General features: G+C 47.4%; 14 protein-coding genes. 10 read left to right on the forward strand and 4 right to left on the reverse strand.

Annotation, left to right across the window (positions count from 1 at the left end; translation table 11 throughout):
• Nucleotides 1-238: 238 nt before the first annotated feature.
• A complete protein-coding gene (locus DU002_RS10865; protein WP_114338418.1) occupies nucleotides 239-3,844 on the forward strand; it encodes a putative Ig domain-containing protein in 3,606 nt (1,201 codons plus the stop codon).
• A gap of 47 nt (nucleotides 3,845-3,891) precedes the next feature.
• On the opposite strand, the gene DU002_RS10870 is transcribed toward DU002_RS10865, so the two are convergent.
• Nucleotides 3,892-4,428: a glutathione peroxidase gene (locus DU002_RS10870; RefSeq protein ID WP_114338419.1), complete on the reverse strand. Its 537-nt coding sequence runs from the start codon at nucleotides 4,426-4,428 to the stop codon at nucleotides 3,892-3,894.
• Nucleotides 4,429-4,573: 145 nt separating this feature from the next.
• Here DU002_RS10870 and recR point away from each other — a divergent pair, with 145 nt between their 5' ends.
• Nucleotides 4,574-5,176 (forward strand): recombination mediator RecR, encoded by a 603-nt coding sequence (gene recR, locus DU002_RS10875; RefSeq protein ID WP_114338420.1) that lies wholly within the window; start codon nucleotides 4,574-4,576, stop codon nucleotides 5,174-5,176.
• A 73-nt stretch (nucleotides 5,177-5,249) separates the two neighbouring features.
• Here the strand turns inward: recR and DU002_RS10880 are convergent, their stop codons facing one another.
• Nucleotides 5,250-5,579, reverse strand: a complete 330-nt coding sequence (locus DU002_RS10880; RefSeq protein WP_158538031.1) for a ComEA family DNA-binding protein — start codon at nucleotides 5,577-5,579, stop codon at nucleotides 5,250-5,252.
• 234 nt (nucleotides 5,580-5,813) lie between these two features.
• On the reverse strand, nucleotides 5,814-7,301 hold the full coding sequence (gene gltX / locus DU002_RS10885; RefSeq protein ID WP_114338422.1) for a glutamate--tRNA ligase: 1,488 nt from the start codon (nucleotides 7,299-7,301) through the stop codon (nucleotides 5,814-5,816).
• Between the two features lie 357 nt (nucleotides 7,302-7,658).
• On the opposite strand from gltX, the gene cysC reads away from it, so the two are divergent.
• From cysC to DU002_RS10925, 8 genes are all read left to right on the forward strand, one after another.
• Complete coding sequence (gene cysC, locus DU002_RS10890) at nucleotides 7,659-8,261, forward strand: adenylyl-sulfate kinase (RefSeq protein ID WP_114338423.1); 603 nt, start codon at nucleotides 7,659-7,661, stop codon at nucleotides 8,259-8,261.
• Between the two features lie 18 nt (nucleotides 8,262-8,279).
• Nucleotides 8,280-9,083 carry a 3'(2'),5'-bisphosphate nucleotidase CysQ gene (gene cysQ / locus DU002_RS10895; RefSeq protein ID WP_114338424.1) on the forward strand — a complete coding sequence of 268 codons (804 nt, stop codon included), beginning with the start codon at nucleotides 8,280-8,282 and terminating at the stop codon, nucleotides 9,081-9,083.
• A gap of 24 nt (nucleotides 9,084-9,107) precedes the next feature.
• The gene (cysD, locus tag DU002_RS10900; RefSeq protein ID WP_114338425.1) at nucleotides 9,108-10,016 is read left to right on the forward strand and encodes a sulfate adenylyltransferase subunit CysD; all 909 of its coding nucleotides are present in this window, start codon (nucleotides 9,108-9,110) and stop codon (nucleotides 10,014-10,016) included.
• 39 nt (nucleotides 10,017-10,055) lie between these two features.
• Nucleotides 10,056-11,474, forward strand: a complete 1,419-nt coding sequence (cysN, locus tag DU002_RS10905) for a sulfate adenylyltransferase subunit CysN (protein WP_114338426.1) — start codon at nucleotides 10,056-10,058, stop codon at nucleotides 11,472-11,474.
• A 5-nt stretch (nucleotides 11,475-11,479) separates the two neighbouring features.
• Nucleotides 11,480-13,207, forward strand: coding sequence for an SLC13 family permease (locus DU002_RS10910; RefSeq protein ID WP_114338427.1), 1,728 nt, complete (start codon nucleotides 11,480-11,482; stop codon nucleotides 13,205-13,207).
• A gap of 145 nt (nucleotides 13,208-13,352) precedes the next feature.
• Nucleotides 13,353-14,246 (forward strand): UTP--glucose-1-phosphate uridylyltransferase GalU, encoded by an 894-nt coding sequence (galU, locus tag DU002_RS10915; RefSeq protein ID WP_114338428.1) that lies wholly within the window; start codon nucleotides 13,353-13,355, stop codon nucleotides 14,244-14,246.
• A gap of 74 nt (nucleotides 14,247-14,320) precedes the next feature.
• Nucleotides 14,321-15,337: a UDP-glucose 4-epimerase GalE gene (gene galE, locus DU002_RS10920; RefSeq protein WP_114338429.1), complete on the forward strand. Its 1,017-nt coding sequence runs from the start codon at nucleotides 14,321-14,323 to the stop codon at nucleotides 15,335-15,337.
• Nucleotides 15,338-15,448: 111 nt separating this feature from the next.
• Nucleotides 15,449-16,456 carry an NAD-dependent epimerase gene (locus DU002_RS10925; protein ID WP_199405229.1) on the forward strand — a complete coding sequence of 336 codons (1,008 nt, stop codon included), beginning with the start codon at nucleotides 15,449-15,451 and terminating at the stop codon, nucleotides 16,454-16,456.
• A 69-nt stretch (nucleotides 16,457-16,525) separates the two neighbouring features.
• Here DU002_RS10925 and DU002_RS10930 read toward each other — a convergent pair whose 3' ends face one another.
• Entirely contained in the window at nucleotides 16,526-17,419 is an 894-nt protein-coding gene (locus DU002_RS10930; RefSeq protein WP_114338431.1) for a LysR family transcriptional regulator, read from the reverse strand.
• Nucleotides 17,420-17,454 lie beyond the last annotated feature (35 nt).

The raw sequence follows: 17,454 nt of genomic DNA on the forward strand, positions 1-17,454 counted from the left end.
AATACGCTCTTTATAAATCAGCCGCTTCATTGCGGCTTTTTTGTCTGTTTGATTTGCCTCACAGATTGTTATTTTCACTTTTGATCCTGATTAATTTTTGTTAAGTAATGGTTAAATTAGCGTTGCTAGTTTGATACCCTGCTGCTGAATTTCCCGCCTCTGCGAGTGAGTTGGATGCTCCGTATTTCGCTCTAAGGGTTTTTACATTTCTATTGAACAGTGCAAAGGATCAGCAGTAATGATGCTAACAAAGAGTAAACTGGCAGCAGCCATAGGTATGGCTGTTGTACTTTCTGCGTGTGGTGGCGGAGGTGGCGGTGGCTCTACTCCCGTTAATCAAGCGCCGACAATCTCAGGCTCTCCAATAACTACGATCGATGAGGGCAGCAGTTATAGCTTTCTGCCTACATCTGCTGATGCAGAATCATCACCACTTACATTCTCTATTACAGGAATGCCAGCGTGGGCTGTTTTTGATGAGCAAACGGGTCGCTTGACAGGCACGCCCACGGCCACAGATCTGGGTACAACCTCTTCTATTGTTATCTCTGTTACTGATGGTTCGCTTAGCGCGAACTTGCTGGCTTTTGAAATTACGGTTAACAATGTTGCTCCGGCTATTTCAGGTGCACCCGTGGTTCAGGTCGATGAGGGAGTGGATTATTCTTTTACACCTGTAGCGATGGATGCGGGTGGTGCGCCGCTAACATTCTCTATTGAAAATAAGCCTGATTGGGCTGAGTTTGATACGAACACTGGAGCTATTACTGGCGTCCCTGAAAGTGACGACAGCGGTGTTGTTACGTCGGTTGTTATTTCTGCCTCTGACGGAGTGGTATCTTCGTCGTTACCTCCTTTTGATATTACAGTCACAGACTTAATTACGTTAGCCGGCAAAGTTATTGATGGCTATGTGTCTGGTGCTGTGGTTTTCCTTGATAGGAATCTCAATGGTCAATTGGATGAAGGGGAACCTCGTGCTGTGACCGACAATACGGGGAGCTATTCACTCGTATTGACCAGTGATGATGTGATGTTAGCAACGCAAGTTCCGTTACGAGCATTGCTGGGTGACGGTGCTGTTGATGTTGATACTGGTGAAGATTTCTCGTCTAACCCCGTTGTGTTATCCGGACTTCCGTTACCTGAGTTAGATTTTGCACAGGCTCAAGCGGAAGCGGGTGTTGTCACGCCATTTACTACCTTAGCTGTTGATGAACTGGAAGATACCTTGCACCTTGCCTTGACTGGTACAGTGACTAGCGAACAGCTCAAACAAGAACTGCTAGCGGCGAAAGCGACAGTTTCCACTTCGTTGGCTCAAAGTGCGGATGATGCGCTGTTGTTCGGTGACTTTCTTGATGATGCCGTTGCTGATGAGTTCAAATCTGAATTGGCACAAGCCGCGATTGAGAGAACCGACGATCTGCAGGCGGCTAAAGCCAAGGCCGACGAAATAGCTCAGCAACTAGAAGATAACCAAACGGTTAAAGCTGGAAAACGCCGTTATAGTTTTGTCGATTGGCATACCTCGGAGCTTCTTTACCTGGTTGAAGAGTACTCAGAGATCATCACAAAGGGTCAGGCTCGAATGGTAGAGGGCGAGGCGGTTAAGTACTTCGCAGATGCTCATTACAATTTGATACTCGAAGATGGCGAGCCAGTTGCGTATGAAACGGCGCAATGGAAGGAAACTTTCTCTAGCGATGGTACTTTTGTAAGCATTTCTTCATGGCAGGTCGATAAAGACCGTGATGGTGAAATGAATTTCAAGGGGCAAAGTTACCGTGTTGGTAACTATGATGACGCCGCGCAATCTAAAGATTACCTAGAGTACTTTGACGAGAGCTCACCTTCCGTTGAAGGCGCACGCGACAATGGCCGAATATTTGATGATGTTGATTTAGTTGCTGCAGTCGCTGAGCAGGATTTTTCTGCGGTAGATATGGTTCAGCATCGGGTTGAATCGAAGCAGTTTAGTGAAGATGGTTTGGTTCATTTAACTCAGTTTGATGAGTTCGAACCCACTGATCTTGAAACAGCCACATATAGTGAAAGTCGCACTCGCACTACCAGTCAAGCGGGCATTGTGACTCACGTCATCGAGAAAGATTGGAGCGCAGATGGCTCCGTCAACGAAGTTATTACCGAAGTTGTATCTCCCGACGGGACACGTGTCGAGACCAATGCCAAGCCTATATTTGCCAAAAGCGGAGATAGAGAACTGGAAGAGTATGCCGATTTCCGTTGGGATGGTGGAGAGCTCAGCAGCTTCTGGGATGAACGTTCTGAAACTACCCGTTTGGTTGATGGTAAACGTATCACGGAATTGTCTGGGGCACGTTATGTGTTAGATCCAGAGTCTTTAACACCGGTATTTGACCTTGATGGGAATAAGATCAAGTTCCAGGATTGGACAACTGTTCTTCGCACATTAAGTGACGAACGAACCACTGACTTTACGACGTACCATCACTATGCGTTACCTGCCTATCCGTTTACTAAAGCTGAAGACGACATCGGCCAAGTTTTACGTGTCTGGGAGCGTGGTGAAAACGGCCTTTGGGTTGGACACGAATATCCAGAGTGGGGTACTCAAGATGTTGTTGAACTAGAGTCTCAAGTCCTTCAAGCGTTGGCAGATGATTTTTCCTTCGCAGAAATAGATGAGTCTCAGATCCCGGGGCTTAGCGGCTATAACGTACTTCGTTTTAGCGAAAGCTTCTTTGTTGACGCCGATGGACAAACGCGCACTTGGTTTTTGGTCAACAGATTTGAAGATGAATGGGTCGTGACTGAGACTGCTCTAAATGAGCTGCCTAATGGTTGGAAACTCAGACTTGTGCCTGGTGGGGTCGTTGTTCAAAAAGGATTGTATTACTCAAGTATTCCTCTTGATAGTGTTGATACTGAGTTAGGTACATTTAGTTCTCGCATGGACTGGAACCAAGATAATGTATTCCATGGTTTCCTGAATGAAGCTGATGCAGAGAGCAAACTTGAACAGATTATTATCGCGGAAGAGGCGGCGAGACCTCGTCAAACGGTAACCGTACACTTTGCATTGCCATTGTCGATGACATATGACTTAACGGATGCCGAGGTGTTCGAACTTTACCAAGACTATGAGCTGTATGCTTGGAACGACGATAGTTGTGATGCGGTAACGGAAGTATTTGAGAAGACTATTTCTATGGACAGCGGTGTTCGTGCTGCGACAGTGGGTGACTACGGTGGGGTGTATGAAGTGTCTGCGTACACTGATAGTTCTGACTGCTTTAAGTTCCTTGTTCATGACAACTACGAAAATGCCATTGCCGGTGACTTAGTGTTTGATACCACGGAAGGTGCTGCCGGATATGTAAACTATGGTGAAAATGTTATCGCGTACGAAGCGCCGCCACTGGTTTTTGAGCCTAATGACCCGCCTGCACCAGAGGCTCCGCCGCTGGCCGAGCCTGTTGATTGCAACGCGGCAGCAACCGGTGAAGTTGGACCTATCGGACAGGATATGTGGATCCGGGGGAGTTATGTAACCGGTGATAACTTTGCTGCCACACCAGACACTCATAAGTTTGAGTATGTTGGTGATAACCGTTATCAAGTAAAAGTTGCTGAGCCTATGGCTACGGACTTTACCTTTAAGTTTGCCAGTGCTGATTGGGCCTTTGAGTATGCAGCAGGCGGTAGTGTGACGGTCGATCAAGTGACGTATCTTGAAGTGGCATCTGGAGCGCAAACTGAGAGTGAAATAAGCATTCCAGCGGCAGGTGATTATGTTTACTTGTTTGAAGTGAATGACAATCTGGATGAGGGTAATCTTTTAGTTGCGACCTGCAACTAAATTTTAGCCGTTGTCGTTAAAAAGGCCGCTATGAATAGCGGCCTTTTCTATTTCAGCAGCTTGATAATAGCTTGTTGAAACTCTTCTGAGTCCGGTGCTGTGGTTGGCGGGAAGACCTGAACTGAACCATCTGTATCAACCAGGTATTTGTAGAAGTTCCACTTTGGTGCGCTGCCGCTGCGTTGTGCTAGTTGTTTAAAAATAGGATCGGCATCGTCGCCTCGCACGCTGCTGGTGGCCAGCATGGTAAATGTAACGCCGTAATTGATGTAGCATACTTCGGCCGTGTCTTTTTCTTTATCTTCTTCCTGCCAAAAGTCGTCTGAGGGTACTCCGATGACGACCAGACCCTGTGCTTGATATTGCTCGTGTATCGCCTCTAGTGTTTTGAAATGAGGAGTAAAACCGCAATGGCTCGCTGTATTAACGATCAGTACCGGCTTATTACTGGTGAGGGGGCATAGCTCAATAGAAGCGCTGCTATGTAACTTCCGGCGTTCTTGCCCGTCAAACAGGCTGTCACAGGTCGCAGCATAAAGCTCTACTGAGCAGATCAGAAAAGGTAGAACCATCCATTTTGTCATTGCGGCACTCGTTGAGTGTTTGTTATAGCTGCAGTATACGTGGCTATCGACGACAGTGATCACCTGAAAAGGAATGTTGTAAGGATCTCGACAGCAACAAGCTGCCACTGATAGATTAGCCTCCTTGCTTACAACGGTTGGTTTTATGAAGTTTTCACCGCTATTAACAGAATTAATTGAAGCTCTGCGCTGTTTACCTGGTGTGGGGCCAAAAAGTGCACAGCGTATGGCGTTTCATCTTTTGGAGCGAAACCGGCGTGGCGGAGCTGTACTTGCTGATGCTCTGCAACAAGCGTTAGATAAAGTAGGCCATTGTCAGCGCTGTCGTACTTATACCGAGCAAGATGTTTGTGATATCTGTGCCAGCCCTAAGCGTCAAGCCAGTGGTGTGCTGTGTGTTGTGGAAAGCCCCGCGGATATTGTTGCGGTTGAGCAAAGCGGCCAGTTTCATGGACGCTATTTCGTGCTAATGGGGCACCTGTCTCCCCTCGACGGGATCGGGCCTGCTGATATCGGACTGGATCAGTTACAGCGGGCATTTTCCGCAGGCGATCTGAAAGAGGTCATTTTAGCAACAAATCCGACAGTAGAAGGCGAGGCTACTGCGCACTATATTGCTGATATGGCTAACAGCTGTGGTTTACATGCGAGCCGAATTGCTCATGGTGTGCCGGTTGGTGGTGAGCTAGAGAGTATTGATGGCACGACGTTAGCCCATTCATTTGCTGGTCGTAAGCGGGTTGAGTAATGATTTGCAGTTTTATGATGTTTTATGAGAGTAAAAAGGCCGCGTAGCGGCCTTTTTCTATTTTTGTCTGGGGTTACTTTTTTATTGGAACATCAAAAGCGATCTTTGCACTGTTCGCCTCGACCGTTTTTACTCCTATCCCTTTAACCGCTTCTAGCGTCGCTAACGAGGTAAATGGGCCATACATGTTTCGATAGTCGACTATCGCTTGGGCTTTGTTCATCCCCACACCCTCCAAAGCATCAGCGATCTCTTCGGCGCTGGCTTGGTTTATCTGAATGGTTTGCTGACTGCTGCTAGCAGTAGAGCTATCGATATCAGCATCTTTTGCGATAACACTCAGACTCGTGGTGGTTAATAGAGCGGCGGAAAATGCAATAGCGTGGAATATGCGAGTACGCATAATAACTCCTCCTTGAGTATTGGTTAGTTGAATATTGTGCATCGGTTGCACAGGATCAATATCTAGCTCAAGTGGCGATAAATGCAGAATTTTTCGACAAGCTTAAAGATGAAAATATGAAGCGCCTCACAAAACAACATGTGATTAAGTCTTTGATTTATTAGTTGTAAATAAAAAGCGCGTTCAAAAATGAATGCGCCTTTCAAGTGCTAGTATGCCGTTTCGAAAACAGCCTTAGATTGCTAGAGCATCAAACTCTTTTTGCCAGCGCTTCGCTTCTTTCTTCGACGGACTGCCCACCGTTTGTGACGCTTGACGAAGACGGGCGCGGCTCAGATCGGGGCCGAGTATTGCCATGGCATCAACCACCGAGAAGGTTGCCGTTGTACCGGCAATAGAGATGAAAATGGGTGCCATAAACTCTTTCATCTTTATATCCATGGCTCTTGCCAAGGACTTTAATGCCGGAAAAATATGCTCTTTATCCCAGTGGTTGAGTTGGTCCATCTTCCAAGCAACAAATTGCAGTACCTTACGCAATTGCTCTTCATCCAAGGCTAAGCCATCGAAAGCTGAGGCTGGCAGATCAAGCAGGCCGCTGTACATAAAATTGGTGAGAGGCGCGACTTGAGAGAAACGTTCTACGCGGCTCTTAATATGGGGTAACATCTGGCGGAGATAGCTTTCGTTATAGGCCCATTTGTGGATTTCGCTGATAAAGTCATCATCACTGAGGTCTTCGCGGATCCAAAGGCCATTCAGCCAATCGAGTTTCTCAGGATCAAACACCGGACCACCTAATGAAACGCGTTTGATATCGAAGTTTGCAATCATCTGCTCCAGAGTGAATTTTTCGCTTTCATCTGGCATTGACCAACCCATGCGAGCTAAATAGTTGAGCAGCGCTTGTGGTAGATAACCCATTCGTTGGTAATAGAGGATGCTGGTAGGGTTCTTACGTTTAGAAAGCTTACTTTTATCCGGGTTACGCAGTAACGGCATGTGACCCAGAACCGGTGCTTCCCATCCTAGATAGGCGTACAGCTGGAGTAACTTCGGAGCCGAGGGTAGCCACTCTTCGCCGCGAAATACATGGGTGATCCCCATCAAGTGATCATCAACCACGTTGGCGAGAAAATAGGTGGGTAAGCCATCCTGTTTCATCAGCACTTGCATGTCGATCTGTTCCCAAGGGATCTCAACTTCACCCCGTAGGTGGTCATTAAACTTGAAGCTGCCTTGTTCAGGGATCTTCATACGTATGACGTAGGGATCACCGGCAGCCAATCTCTGTTCGATCTCTTGCTGGGTGTGATTGAGTCCGCGGCCATCATATTTGGGGCGCAACCCTGCTTCCTGCTGTTCTTTGCGCATCTGGTCAAGTTCTTCTGGGGTGGCAAAACAGTAAAAAGCATGGCCATCGGCAATGAGTTGCTGGGCATACTGCTGGTAAATATCGCCACGTTCACTTTGTCGGTAAGGGCCACAGTCACCACCAGTGTCAGGGCCTTCATCCCAGTCCAGTCCGAGCCAGCGCAGTGCCTTAACAATCATCTGTTCAGATTCTGGGGTACTGCGTGCTTGATCCGTATCTTCTATTCGTAGAATAAATTTGCCGCCGTGCTGTTTAGCAAAGGCGTAGTTGAACAGAGCGATATATGCAGTACCTACGTGGGGGTCTCCAGTAGGTGAGGGGGCGACGCGTGTGCGAACCTGAGTCATTTAAGGCCTCGATTGTTTTCCAAATAGATAACCTGCTCGGGACAGGCACATATATGAGGCGCTATTGTATGCCAAGGGCTGCGAGCGTGCGAGAGTCTGTTGCCGCAAAGGCGGATTTATCTCTCTGTAGCTTGCTGTAAGCTAGTGCAGATAGTTTCTATCGGGCTGGTTTGTGACGTGCCGATGCTTCAATAATGTCAGAATTACTGGTTGAGTAGTGTTGGCTAGTTCGTCTAAAAACTCCATATTCCAAAATGGAATAAAAACTAAATAAAAATTCTTTTTTGGAATATACAAGCTGGGTTAATTTATCGCTATGTTAAGTCAGCACTTTCAGCTGGCGAGAGGGATTTCTTAATGAATAATATCGTTTGGCATCATCACAAGGTTACTAAGGCGGAGCGCGCAGAGCTCAAGTCGCATAAACCTGCGGTTCTTTGGTTTACCGGGTTGAGTGGCTCGGGGAAGTCGACAGTGGCTGGTTGTCTGGAAGAACTACTCCATCACAATGGTGTGCACACCTACCTGCTAGATGGTGACAATATTCGTCACGGCCTGTGTGGTGATCTGGGATTCAGTGATAAAGATAGAGTAGAAAACATCCGCCGTATCGGAGAAGTGGCAAAGCTGTTTGTTGATGCTGGCGTGATGGTGTTAACAGCGTTTATCTCACCGTTCCGCGCTGACCGGCAAATGGTTCGTCAGCTACTTGAAGTAGGCGAATTTATTGAGGTGTTCGTCGATACACCTCTGGATGTTTGCGAACAACGCGATCCAAAGGGTCTGTATAAGAAAGCGCGCAAAGGCGATATTCCTAATTTCACTGGTATCGATAGTGAATATGAGACACCTGAGCAAGCGGAAGTGATTGTTAAAACGGCGCAGCTGAGTGTCGAAGAGTGTGCGCAACAACTGCTCAGTTATTTGGAAAGCGAAGGCTATCTGCCTGCAAAACGCTAATCCCTTAAGGAAGAGAGTATGTCTTTAGCTCAAGATAAAGAACTCCTGCTTGATGTGCTCACTGTGGCTGAGGCTGCTGGTGATGCCATCATGGAGGTCTATGAAAGAGATGATTTCGATGTACAGATTAAAGGCGATGATAGCCCTTTAACTGCGGCAGATTTGGCATCACACCAAGCCATTATGCAAGGCTTGTCCCTACTTACCCCTGACATCCCAGTGTTATCTGAAGAGTCTGATGATATCGATTGGCCGACCCGTCAGCAGTGGAATACCTATTGGCTAATCGATCCTCTTGATGGCACCAAAGAGTTCATCAAGCGGAACGGTGAGTTCACGGTCAATATTGCCCTTATCGATCAGGGTAAGCCGGTGTTAGGCGTGGTTGTCGCTCCTGTACTTGGTACCGCCTACATTGGTGGTATTGAGCTCGGTGCTTACAAAATTGAGTCAGGTAAAGAAACCGCCATTTCTGCATTGGCACCACGGCCGAGTGATACATGGGCTGTGGTGGGCTCTCGTAGTCATCAGTCCAAGGAGGTCGCAGAGTTTCTCACCAAGCTGCCGAGTCATGAGATGGTGGCGATGGGTAGCTCTTTAAAGATCTGTTTGGTCGCCGAAGGACGTGCGCACCTTTATCCTCGCTTGGGTTTGACGTCTGAATGGGATACGGCTGCAGCACATGCGGTATTGGTGGCTGCGGGTGGTGAGATGGTTGATGCAGATAGCAGAGAGCCACTTCGCTATAACCACAAAGAATCGATACTCAATCCATTTTTCATAGCAGCGAGCAGCGCCTTGCTCTCTGCAGATGCTTTTTAACGCTAGCAAAGTAGTGACTGAACCATGAAACCGTTCAATATGACCCACCTCAAGGCATTAGAAGCTGAGAGTATACATATCATCCGCGAAGTGGCGGCTGAATTCGATAACCCAGTAATGCTTTATTCTGTAGGCAAAGACTCGGCGGTGATGCTGCACCTTGCTCGTAAAGCGTTTTATCCTGGTAAATTGCCATTTCCATTACTCCATGTGGACACCACCTGGAAGTTTAAGGAGATGATTGAATTTCGTGATCGCTTCACGGATAAGCACGATATGGATCTGTTAGTGCATATCAATCAGGAAGGCGTGGATATGGGCATGGGGCCATTTACCCATGGCAGCGCTAAGCATACTGATGTGATGAAAACACAAGGCCTGAAGCAAGCCTTGGATCACTATAAGTTTGATGCGGCCTTTGGCGGTGCCAGACGTGATGAAGAGAAATCTCGGGCCAAAGAGCGGGTTTACTCGTTCCGTGATAATCATCATCGCTGGGATCCTAAAAACCAGCGACCAGAGCTGTGGGATATCTATAACGGCAAGGTTAATAAGGGCGAAAGTATCCGTGTATTCCCCCTATCTAACTGGACGGAACTAGATATCTGGCAATATATCTATTTGGAAAATATAGAGATCGTGCCTTTGTACTTCGCCGAGAAACGTCCAGTCGTTGAACGTGATGGTACCTTGATCATGGTTGACGACGAGCGCATGCCGTTGAAAGAGGGCGAGGTTCCCGAGATGAAGATGGTGAGGTTCCGTACCCTCGGATGTTATCCGTTGACGGGGGCAGTTGAGTCGACTGCTACGACGTTGCCGGAAATCATCCAAGAGATGTTGCTGACTAAGACGTCAGAACGTCAGGGACGGGTGATCGATCACGATCAGGCGGCTTCGATGGAACAGAAGAAACGTGAAGGTTACTTCTAAATAGATCGAACGATAGCGACGAAAACGGAACAGTAGAATATGTCTCATCAATCAGATTTGATCGCCTCGGATATTCAGGGGTATTTAAAACAGCATGAACAGAAAGAGCTAATGCGCTTTCTGACTTGCGGTAACGTCGATGATGGTAAAAGTACCCTCATTGGTCGCTTGCTGCATGATTCCAAGATGATCTTTGAAGATCAGATGGCGTCAATTAAGAAAGATTCGAAGAAATTTAACACCACTGACGAAGAGTTCGATCTAGCCCTTTTGGTCGATGGTTTGCAGTCAGAGCGAGAGCAGGGCATCACTATTGATGTGGCGTATCGTTATTTCTCCACGGATAAGCGTAAGTTTATTATCGCTGACACACCGGGTCATGAGCAGTACACACGTAATATGGCGACGGGTGCGTCGACCTGTGATTTAGCCGTGATCCTGATTGATGCTCGTTATGGTGTGCAAACGCAAACTAAACGTCACAGCTTCATCGTCTCTCTGTTGGGGATCAAACAGGTGGTCGTGGCTGTTAATAAGATGGATTTGATGGAATTCTCTGAGACTGTGTTTGAAGAGATCCGTAGCGAGTACCTTAAGTTCGCAGAGAAGCTAGAGAGCCCTCATATTAAGTTTGTGCCATTGTCCGCCCTTAAAGGCGATAATGTTGTCGAACGAAGTGAGCAGACGCCTTGGTATCATGGTGAAACTCTCATGGGGATGCTGGAAAGTGCTGAAATTACGGCTGCACGTAATTTCGATGATTTCCGTCTGCCAGTTCAGTATGTCAATCGCCCCAACCTGGATTTCAGAGGTTTTGCTGGCACTATCGCCGGTGGTGTTGTTCGTGTCGGTGACGAGGTGGTCGCGTTACCGTCTGGTAAGCAGTCTCGCGTGAAAACGATCACCACGTTTGATGGTGAATTGGAAGAAGCGTTTGCTAGTCAGGCGATTACCCTGACATTGGAAGATGAAATTGACGTGAGTCGTGGCGATATGCTGGTTCATGCCAATAATCGTCCCCAGGTAACAGATGCCCTTGATGTCACCATTGTTTGGATGGCGGAAGAGCCAATGTTGCCGCGTAAACAGTATGATTTTAAGTTAGCGACTAAGACGACAGCGGGCAGTGTTTCAGAGATCGATTATCAGATTGACGTGAACACCATGGAGCACAATGACGCCGTGCGTCTTAACTTGAATGAGATTGGCCGTTGTCAGGTTAACCTGAATCAGCCGGTGGCATTTGATAGTTATCAGAAGGTCAAAGGTTGTGGCAATTTTGTCATTATTGACCGATTGACCAATGTGACGGTTGGTGCTGGTATGGTGGTTGGTACCGGTAAACGTGCGGAAACGAGTCGTTCTGATTTCAGTGATTTTGAATTGGAGCTTAATGCGCTTGTTCGTAAGCACTTCCCTCATTGGGAAGCGAAAGATCTGCTCGACATCGTGAAGTAGATCCGATGACGCTAACGCAGTGGACGGTGCTCGGTTTGTTTGGTTTTCTGCTTGCCGGGTTGCTATTTACCCGTGTCCGTCCTGCTTCGTTATTTGGCATCGTATTGATTGCCGCGTTAGGTTTGTCGCTTGTTGATCAGGCGGAACTCATTCATAACGCGGTTAATCCAGGCCTCGTAACTCTGTTGTTATTAATGAGTGTGTCACTGGGTTTGGAAAAGACCAGTTGGTTAAAACGGCTTTCCCATAAGCTAATCTCCACGAGCTATTTTGTTACTTTACTGCGCTTAATAGGTTTTACCGCGATTACTTCCGCGTTTCTTAATAATACAGCGGTAGTGGCTTCACTCATTCCTTCACTGCGCAATAATGGTATTCACGCGCCTTCCAAGTTGCTTATCCCATTGTCTTATGCCGCCATACTGGGTGGCACCATGACTTTGATTGGCACATCAACCAACCTGATCGTTGATAGCTTAATCATCGATGCTGGTGCGCCGGGATTCGAATTTTTTGATTTTTTCTGGGTTGGCCTTTCTCTGGTTGTTGCCGGTGGAGCCACCCTCCTGTGTGTTAGTCATTGGCTCCCCTTGCATGAACAGGAAGAAGGGGAGTTCAAGCGCTACTTCATTGATGCCAAAGTGGCTGCTGACTCACCACTGATCGGTAAAAGTGTGCTCGAAAATGGCTTGCGTAACATGGAGTCACTTTTCCTTGTGGAGATTGTTCGTGATGAGCACCTGATTAGCCCTGTGACACCCCAAGTGTTGATTGAAGCGGGTGATCGTTTGGTGTTTTCCGGTGACGTCAGCAAACTCTATCAACTCAAGCAGTATGATGGCTTGAATATGTTTGCTGAGAGTAACGGTCTCCCTTCAGAAAACTTAATTGAAGTGGTGGTGACACCAACGGCATCGGTAATTGGACGCACCCTTAAGCGCGCTGGTTTTCGAGCCCGTTTTGATGCTGCCGTTGTGGCGATGCGTCGCGGTGGTGAGCAGATCAGCGGTAAGTTGGGTGATGTAAAAATACGAGCGGGTGACAACTTAGTATTGGCTGTCGGGCCTGATTTTACTCAACATCGTAATATCGCTAAGAACTTCTTTATCGTCAGTGGCATTCGGTTACCAAAGGCGCTTACCCGGTTGCAGGAGTGGGCTATTTTGGCCGGCTTCGTTACTGTCATTGGTCTGGCTGCGCTCAATCTCCTATCGCTGCTCTCTGGATTGATCTTTTTGTTGGCGGGCATGTTGGCCATCAAAGTTTTAAACACCAATGAAGTTAAGCGACGTTTTCCTTTTGAGCTTTGGTTAATCGTGACAGCTGCGCTGACGCTAGCCAAGGCTGTTGAAAATAGTGGCTTGGCCGAGTTACTGGCGCTTTATGCTGAGCGTGTGTTTGCTGGACAGGAGGTGTGGTTGGCATTTGTTGGTGTGTATTTGATGACTTTGGTGATGACTGAGTTAGTCACGAACAATGCCGCAGCTGCATTGACCTTTCCGCTAGCCTATGGCCTGTCTATGGGGTTCGATGTGAATTTGATGCCCTTTGCCTTAGCTGTGGCATTTGGCGCTAGCGCCAGCTTTGTCAGCCCTTATGGCTATCAAACTAACTTAATGGTTTTTAATACGGGTCGCTACCAACTTATTGATTTTATTAGAGTAGGGCTGCCTATTTCCGTAGTTTACAGTCTTGTCGTTATTTTTCTTGTTCCACGCCTGTTCCCATTCTGAATTGATACTTCGATGCACTGATATGGCGCATTAGCGAAGACTATTAAAATTTGATGAGACTTAAGTCACATTTTAGCTTAACGAATCTGTCACATTCGGCGTATAATCTCCTCAACTTCACCTAATTTTAAGTAAGGACACGTAAATGATAAGGAAAGCAGTGATTCCGGTTGCCGGTCTGGGGACCAGAATGCTTCCCGCCACCAAGGCCATCCCGAAAGAGATGCTGCCGATCGTCGATAAGCCTTTGATCCAATACGTTGTAAATGAATGTGTTGCTGCAGGAATCAAAGAGATCGTTTTGGTGACTCACGGCAGTAAGAACTCAATTGAGAACCATTTTGATACCTCCTTTGAACTTGAAGCGACGCTGGAAAAGCGTGTTAAGCGCCAGTTGCTCGATGAAGTGCAAAGCATTTGTCCGAAAGATGTCACCATTATGCACGTGCGTCAGGGGACGGCTAAAGGACTTGGCCATGCGATTTTGTGCGCCCGCCCTATGGTTGGTGATGCGCCTTTCGCCGTAGTGCTGCCAGATGTCATTATTGATGATGTTAAGAGTGATCTTACTCGTGACAACATGGCTGAAATGGTGCGTATGTTCAAGGACACCGGTTGTAGCCAGGTGATGATGGAAGCTGTACCTGACGAAGATGTTTCTAAGTTTGGTATTGCCGACGTGAAAGGGCACGAGTTGCAGCCTGGCGAATCAGCGCCGATGACAGCTATCGTTGAGAAGCCTGCTAAGGAAGATGCTCCTTCGAATCTCGCCGTCGTTGGTCGTTATGTTTTAAGTTCTGATATTTGGGATATTCTTGAGTTTACCCCGGCAGGTGCAGGCGACGAAATCCAGTTAACAGATGCTATTGCTGTACTGATGAAGCAGCAGCAAGTTAATGCTTATTATATGAAAGGGCAAAGCCACGATTGCGGTAGTAAGCTTGGCTACATGAAAGCCAATGTCGAGTACGCACTGCGTCATAAGGGGCTGGGTAAAGAGTTTGCCGAGTACCTGAAAGAGGTTACAGCTAAGCTGTAAACTTTTCTCTTTGTGTTAGTCCGATTAGTACGTTAAGTACTAATCGGCTTTTCTATTAAACAACTGGATCTCCCATGACGATATTAGTAACTGGTGGTGCTGGGTATATTGGCAGTCACACAGTGGTTGAGCTATTGAATGAAGGCCAAGACTTGGTCGTTGTTGATAATTTATCAAATTCGTCAGATGTTTCTCTGGCAAGAGTTGAGCAGATCACTGGTAAAAAAGTGCCTTTCTATCAGGTCGATATTTTGGATCGTGAAGCTTTGCGAAAAGTGTTCCAATTACACGATATCTCCGCTGTGGTGCATTTTGCTGGATTGAAGGCTGTTGGGGAGTCCGTTCAGAAGCCGCTCAGCTACTACATGAATAACGTCACTGGTACGATAGTGCTTTGTGAAGTGATGGCAGAGTTCGGCGTTAAGAACCTGGTATTCAGTTCATCGGCCACGGTTTATGGTGATCCGGCATCGGTGCCTATTCGAGAAAACTTTCCTACCAGTGCCACCAACCCTTATGGCCGCAGTAAGCTGATGGTTGAGGAAATATTGCGAGATCTATATGTCTCCGATAGTAGTTGGAATATTGCTTTGTTACGTTACTTCAACCCGGTCGGTGCTCACGAAAGCGGCTTGATTGGTGAAGATCCTAATGGTTTACCAAACAACCTGATGCCTTATATTTCGCAAGTCGCAGTTGGTAAGCTTGAGCGGTTGAATGTGTTTGGTGATGACTACCCAACGCAGGACGGAACAGGCGTAAGAGATTACATTCATGTGGTGGATCTGGCGGTTGGTCACTTACGTGCCTTGGATAAACTGACTACTTCACCAGGCGTCGTCACATACAATCTTGGTACTGGCTGTGGTTACTCAGTACTACAGATGGTGAAAGCGTTTGAAACTGCCAGCGGTAAATCGGTGCCATATACTTTAGCGCCAAGGCGGGCTGGAGATATCGCTGAGTGTTGGGCGGATCCTGCGTTAGCCAGTACGGAACTCGGGTGGCAAGCGACGAGAACGGTTGAGGATATGACCGTAGACACGTGGCGCTGGCAATCAGCCAACCCCCATGGATATGCTAAAGCATAGGCGCGTGGCATTGCTGAATTCGCATGAAAGCTGTAGTTTGGTGTCGTAACAATTGAGATTAAATAGCTCGGGTTTTCCGAGCTTTTTGCTGATTTATAATGGGAAAGAATGATGAAATTTCTTGTGACAGGTGCGGCAGGCTTTATCGGTTTTCATACATCGATGCGTCTATGTAATGAAGGACACGAGGTTGTTGGTTTAGATATCGTTAACGATTATTACGATGTGAACTTAAAGCTTGATCGTCTGCGCATGTTAGACAAGTTGGTGAACTTTCGTCATGTCCGAGTGGCACTGGAAGATCGAGATGGTATTGCCAAGCTGTTTGCTAATGAGAAGTTTGATCGTGTTATTCATTTGGCAGCCCAAGCAGGGGTGCGTTATTCCTTAGAGCATCCGTTTGCTTATACGGATGCGAATATCACAGGTACACTGACCATTCTGGAAGGGTGCCGCCATAACGATGTTGAACATCTGGTATATGCCTCTTCCAGCTCTGTTTATGGGCTGAACACCACCATGCCGTTTGCAACGCATAACAATGTTGACCATCCGGTGTCTTTGTATGCAGCAACCAAAAAAGCTAATGAATTGATGGCACATACCTATAGCCACCTTTACGGTATGCCAACCACGGGTTTGAGGTTCTTTACTGTATACGGCCCATGGGGGCGTCCAGATATGGCGCTGTTCTTGTTCACCAAGGCGATTTTGGAAGGGAAACCTATCGACGTATACAATCACGGAAAAATGCAGCGTGATTTCACTTATGTTGATGATATTGTTGAAGGGATCGTCCGTATTCAGGATCAGCCCGCAGCACAGAACTCGAGCTGGTCTGGCGCCGCGCCGCAGCCTCATTGTTCAAGTGCCCCATATAAAGTCTTTAATATCGGTAATCATCAACCGGTAGAGTTAGAGCATTTTATTACTTGTATTGAGAAAGCGCTGGGTAAGGAAGCTGAGCGTAACTATATGCCGATCCAACCGGGCGATGTGCCTGCTACTTATGCTGATATCGAAGATTTAAACAAATCGGTAGGTTTTCATCCGTCGACGCCGATTGAAACGGGGATCCAGAATTTCGTCGATTGGTATCGTGATTACTACCAAGTATAAAACGATGACTGTTCGCATATAAGATCAGCGGCTTCCTCAAGGTAAGCCGCTTTTTTTATTTAGAATTTATTAGGTCTCGCGGTGGTGATTGAGAAACAATTCCGTGAGTCGTTGTGTGCCTGGACCAACGTTGTCGGGGGTGGGTTGTACCAGACTAAGGACGACGGATTTTTTTTTGCTCCCAGAGAGAGACAGGCGCGAGAGCTTACCCTGTTGCACCTGCTCAGTGACAATATGTGGTGGTAGCCAAGCAAATCCAATCCCTTGTAGCAAAAGATCCAGTGCCTCATAGAAATTGTCGACCGTCCATCGCTGTTCGGATTTCAGCCAACCCTGTTCTTCTTTTGGTTGCTTTCCGGTGTCGCGGATCACCAGTTGCAATGATTTTTCCAAGTGCTGCGATTCCAGTGGCACCTCATTGTTGAGGGGATTATCTGGGTGGCAGACCAGCCAAAGCTCTCCACTGCAGAGCGGCTGGCCAAGATAGCCTTTGGGTACATGATTGACGATGGCTAGGTCGACCTCTCCCGAGACAACCGCCTCTTGACCACCAGATAGGACGACGCGTTGAATATTGATCCGTGAGCCGCGACTTTCAGGCTCGAAAAAAGCCAGCACCTGATTGAGGGCTTCTGTTGGATAGATTAATTCAACAGCGAGTCGGATCTCCGGCTCCCAGCCCATATCAATGTTTTCAGCCAGGTTTTCGAGCGATTCGATATTTTCGGTCAGCTGTCGCGAGCGCCGGAGCATCACTTCTCCAGCCTTAGTAAGGAAAGCCTTGCGGCCTCTGACCTCTAATAGCTGGACACCTAATAGCGTCTGCATCTTGGCGACAGCGTGGTTTAACGATGATTGACTCTTGCTGAGTCGTTCGGCTGCTTTGGCGTAACTGCCAGCATCAACGACGGCTTGCAAGATACGCCACTGTTCCAAAGTAGTGCGGGGACGGTATTGTGTCATTTCTCTACTTCCATTGTTGCAATGAGACAAAAGGG

The sequence above is a fragment of the Corallincola holothuriorum genome (assembly GCF_003336225.1).
Lineage (GTDB): Bacteria > Pseudomonadota > Gammaproteobacteria > Enterobacterales > Neiellaceae > Corallincola > Corallincola holothuriorum.

Excerpts from the sequence above, each read along its gene's own strand:
- DU002_RS10865 (WP_114338418.1), top strand. The coding sequence starts at position 239 with ATGATGCTAACAAAGAGTAAACTGGCAGCAGCCATAGGTATGGCTGTT.
- DU002_RS10870 (WP_114338419.1), bottom strand. The coding sequence starts at position 4,428 with ATGACAAAATGGATGGTTCTACCTTTTCTGATCTGCTCAGTAGAGCTT.
- recR (WP_114338420.1), top strand. The coding sequence starts at position 4,574 with ATGAAGTTTTCACCGCTATTAACAGAATTAATTGAAGCTCTGCGCTGT.
- DU002_RS10880 (WP_158538031.1), bottom strand. The coding sequence starts at position 5,579 with ATGCGTACTCGCATATTCCACGCTATTGCATTTTCCGCCGCTCTATTA.
- gltX (WP_114338422.1), bottom strand. The coding sequence starts at position 7,301 with ATGACTCAGGTTCGCACACGCGTCGCCCCCTCACCTACTGGAGACCCC.
- cysC (WP_114338423.1), top strand. The coding sequence starts at position 7,659 with ATGAATAATATCGTTTGGCATCATCACAAGGTTACTAAGGCGGAGCGC.
- cysQ (WP_114338424.1), top strand. The coding sequence starts at position 8,280 with ATGTCTTTAGCTCAAGATAAAGAACTCCTGCTTGATGTGCTCACTGTG.
- cysD (WP_114338425.1), top strand. The coding sequence starts at position 9,108 with ATGAAACCGTTCAATATGACCCACCTCAAGGCATTAGAAGCTGAGAGT.
- cysN (WP_114338426.1), top strand. The coding sequence starts at position 10,056 with ATGTCTCATCAATCAGATTTGATCGCCTCGGATATTCAGGGGTATTTA.
- DU002_RS10910 (WP_114338427.1), top strand. The coding sequence starts at position 11,480 with ATGACGCTAACGCAGTGGACGGTGCTCGGTTTGTTTGGTTTTCTGCTT.
- galU (WP_114338428.1), top strand. The coding sequence starts at position 13,353 with ATGATAAGGAAAGCAGTGATTCCGGTTGCCGGTCTGGGGACCAGAATG.
- galE (WP_114338429.1), top strand. The coding sequence starts at position 14,321 with ATGACGATATTAGTAACTGGTGGTGCTGGGTATATTGGCAGTCACACA.
- DU002_RS10925 (WP_199405229.1), top strand. The coding sequence starts at position 15,449 with ATGAAATTTCTTGTGACAGGTGCGGCAGGCTTTATCGGTTTTCATACA.
- DU002_RS10930 (WP_114338431.1), bottom strand. The coding sequence starts at position 17,419 with ATGACACAATACCGTCCCCGCACTACTTTGGAACAGTGGCGTATCTTG.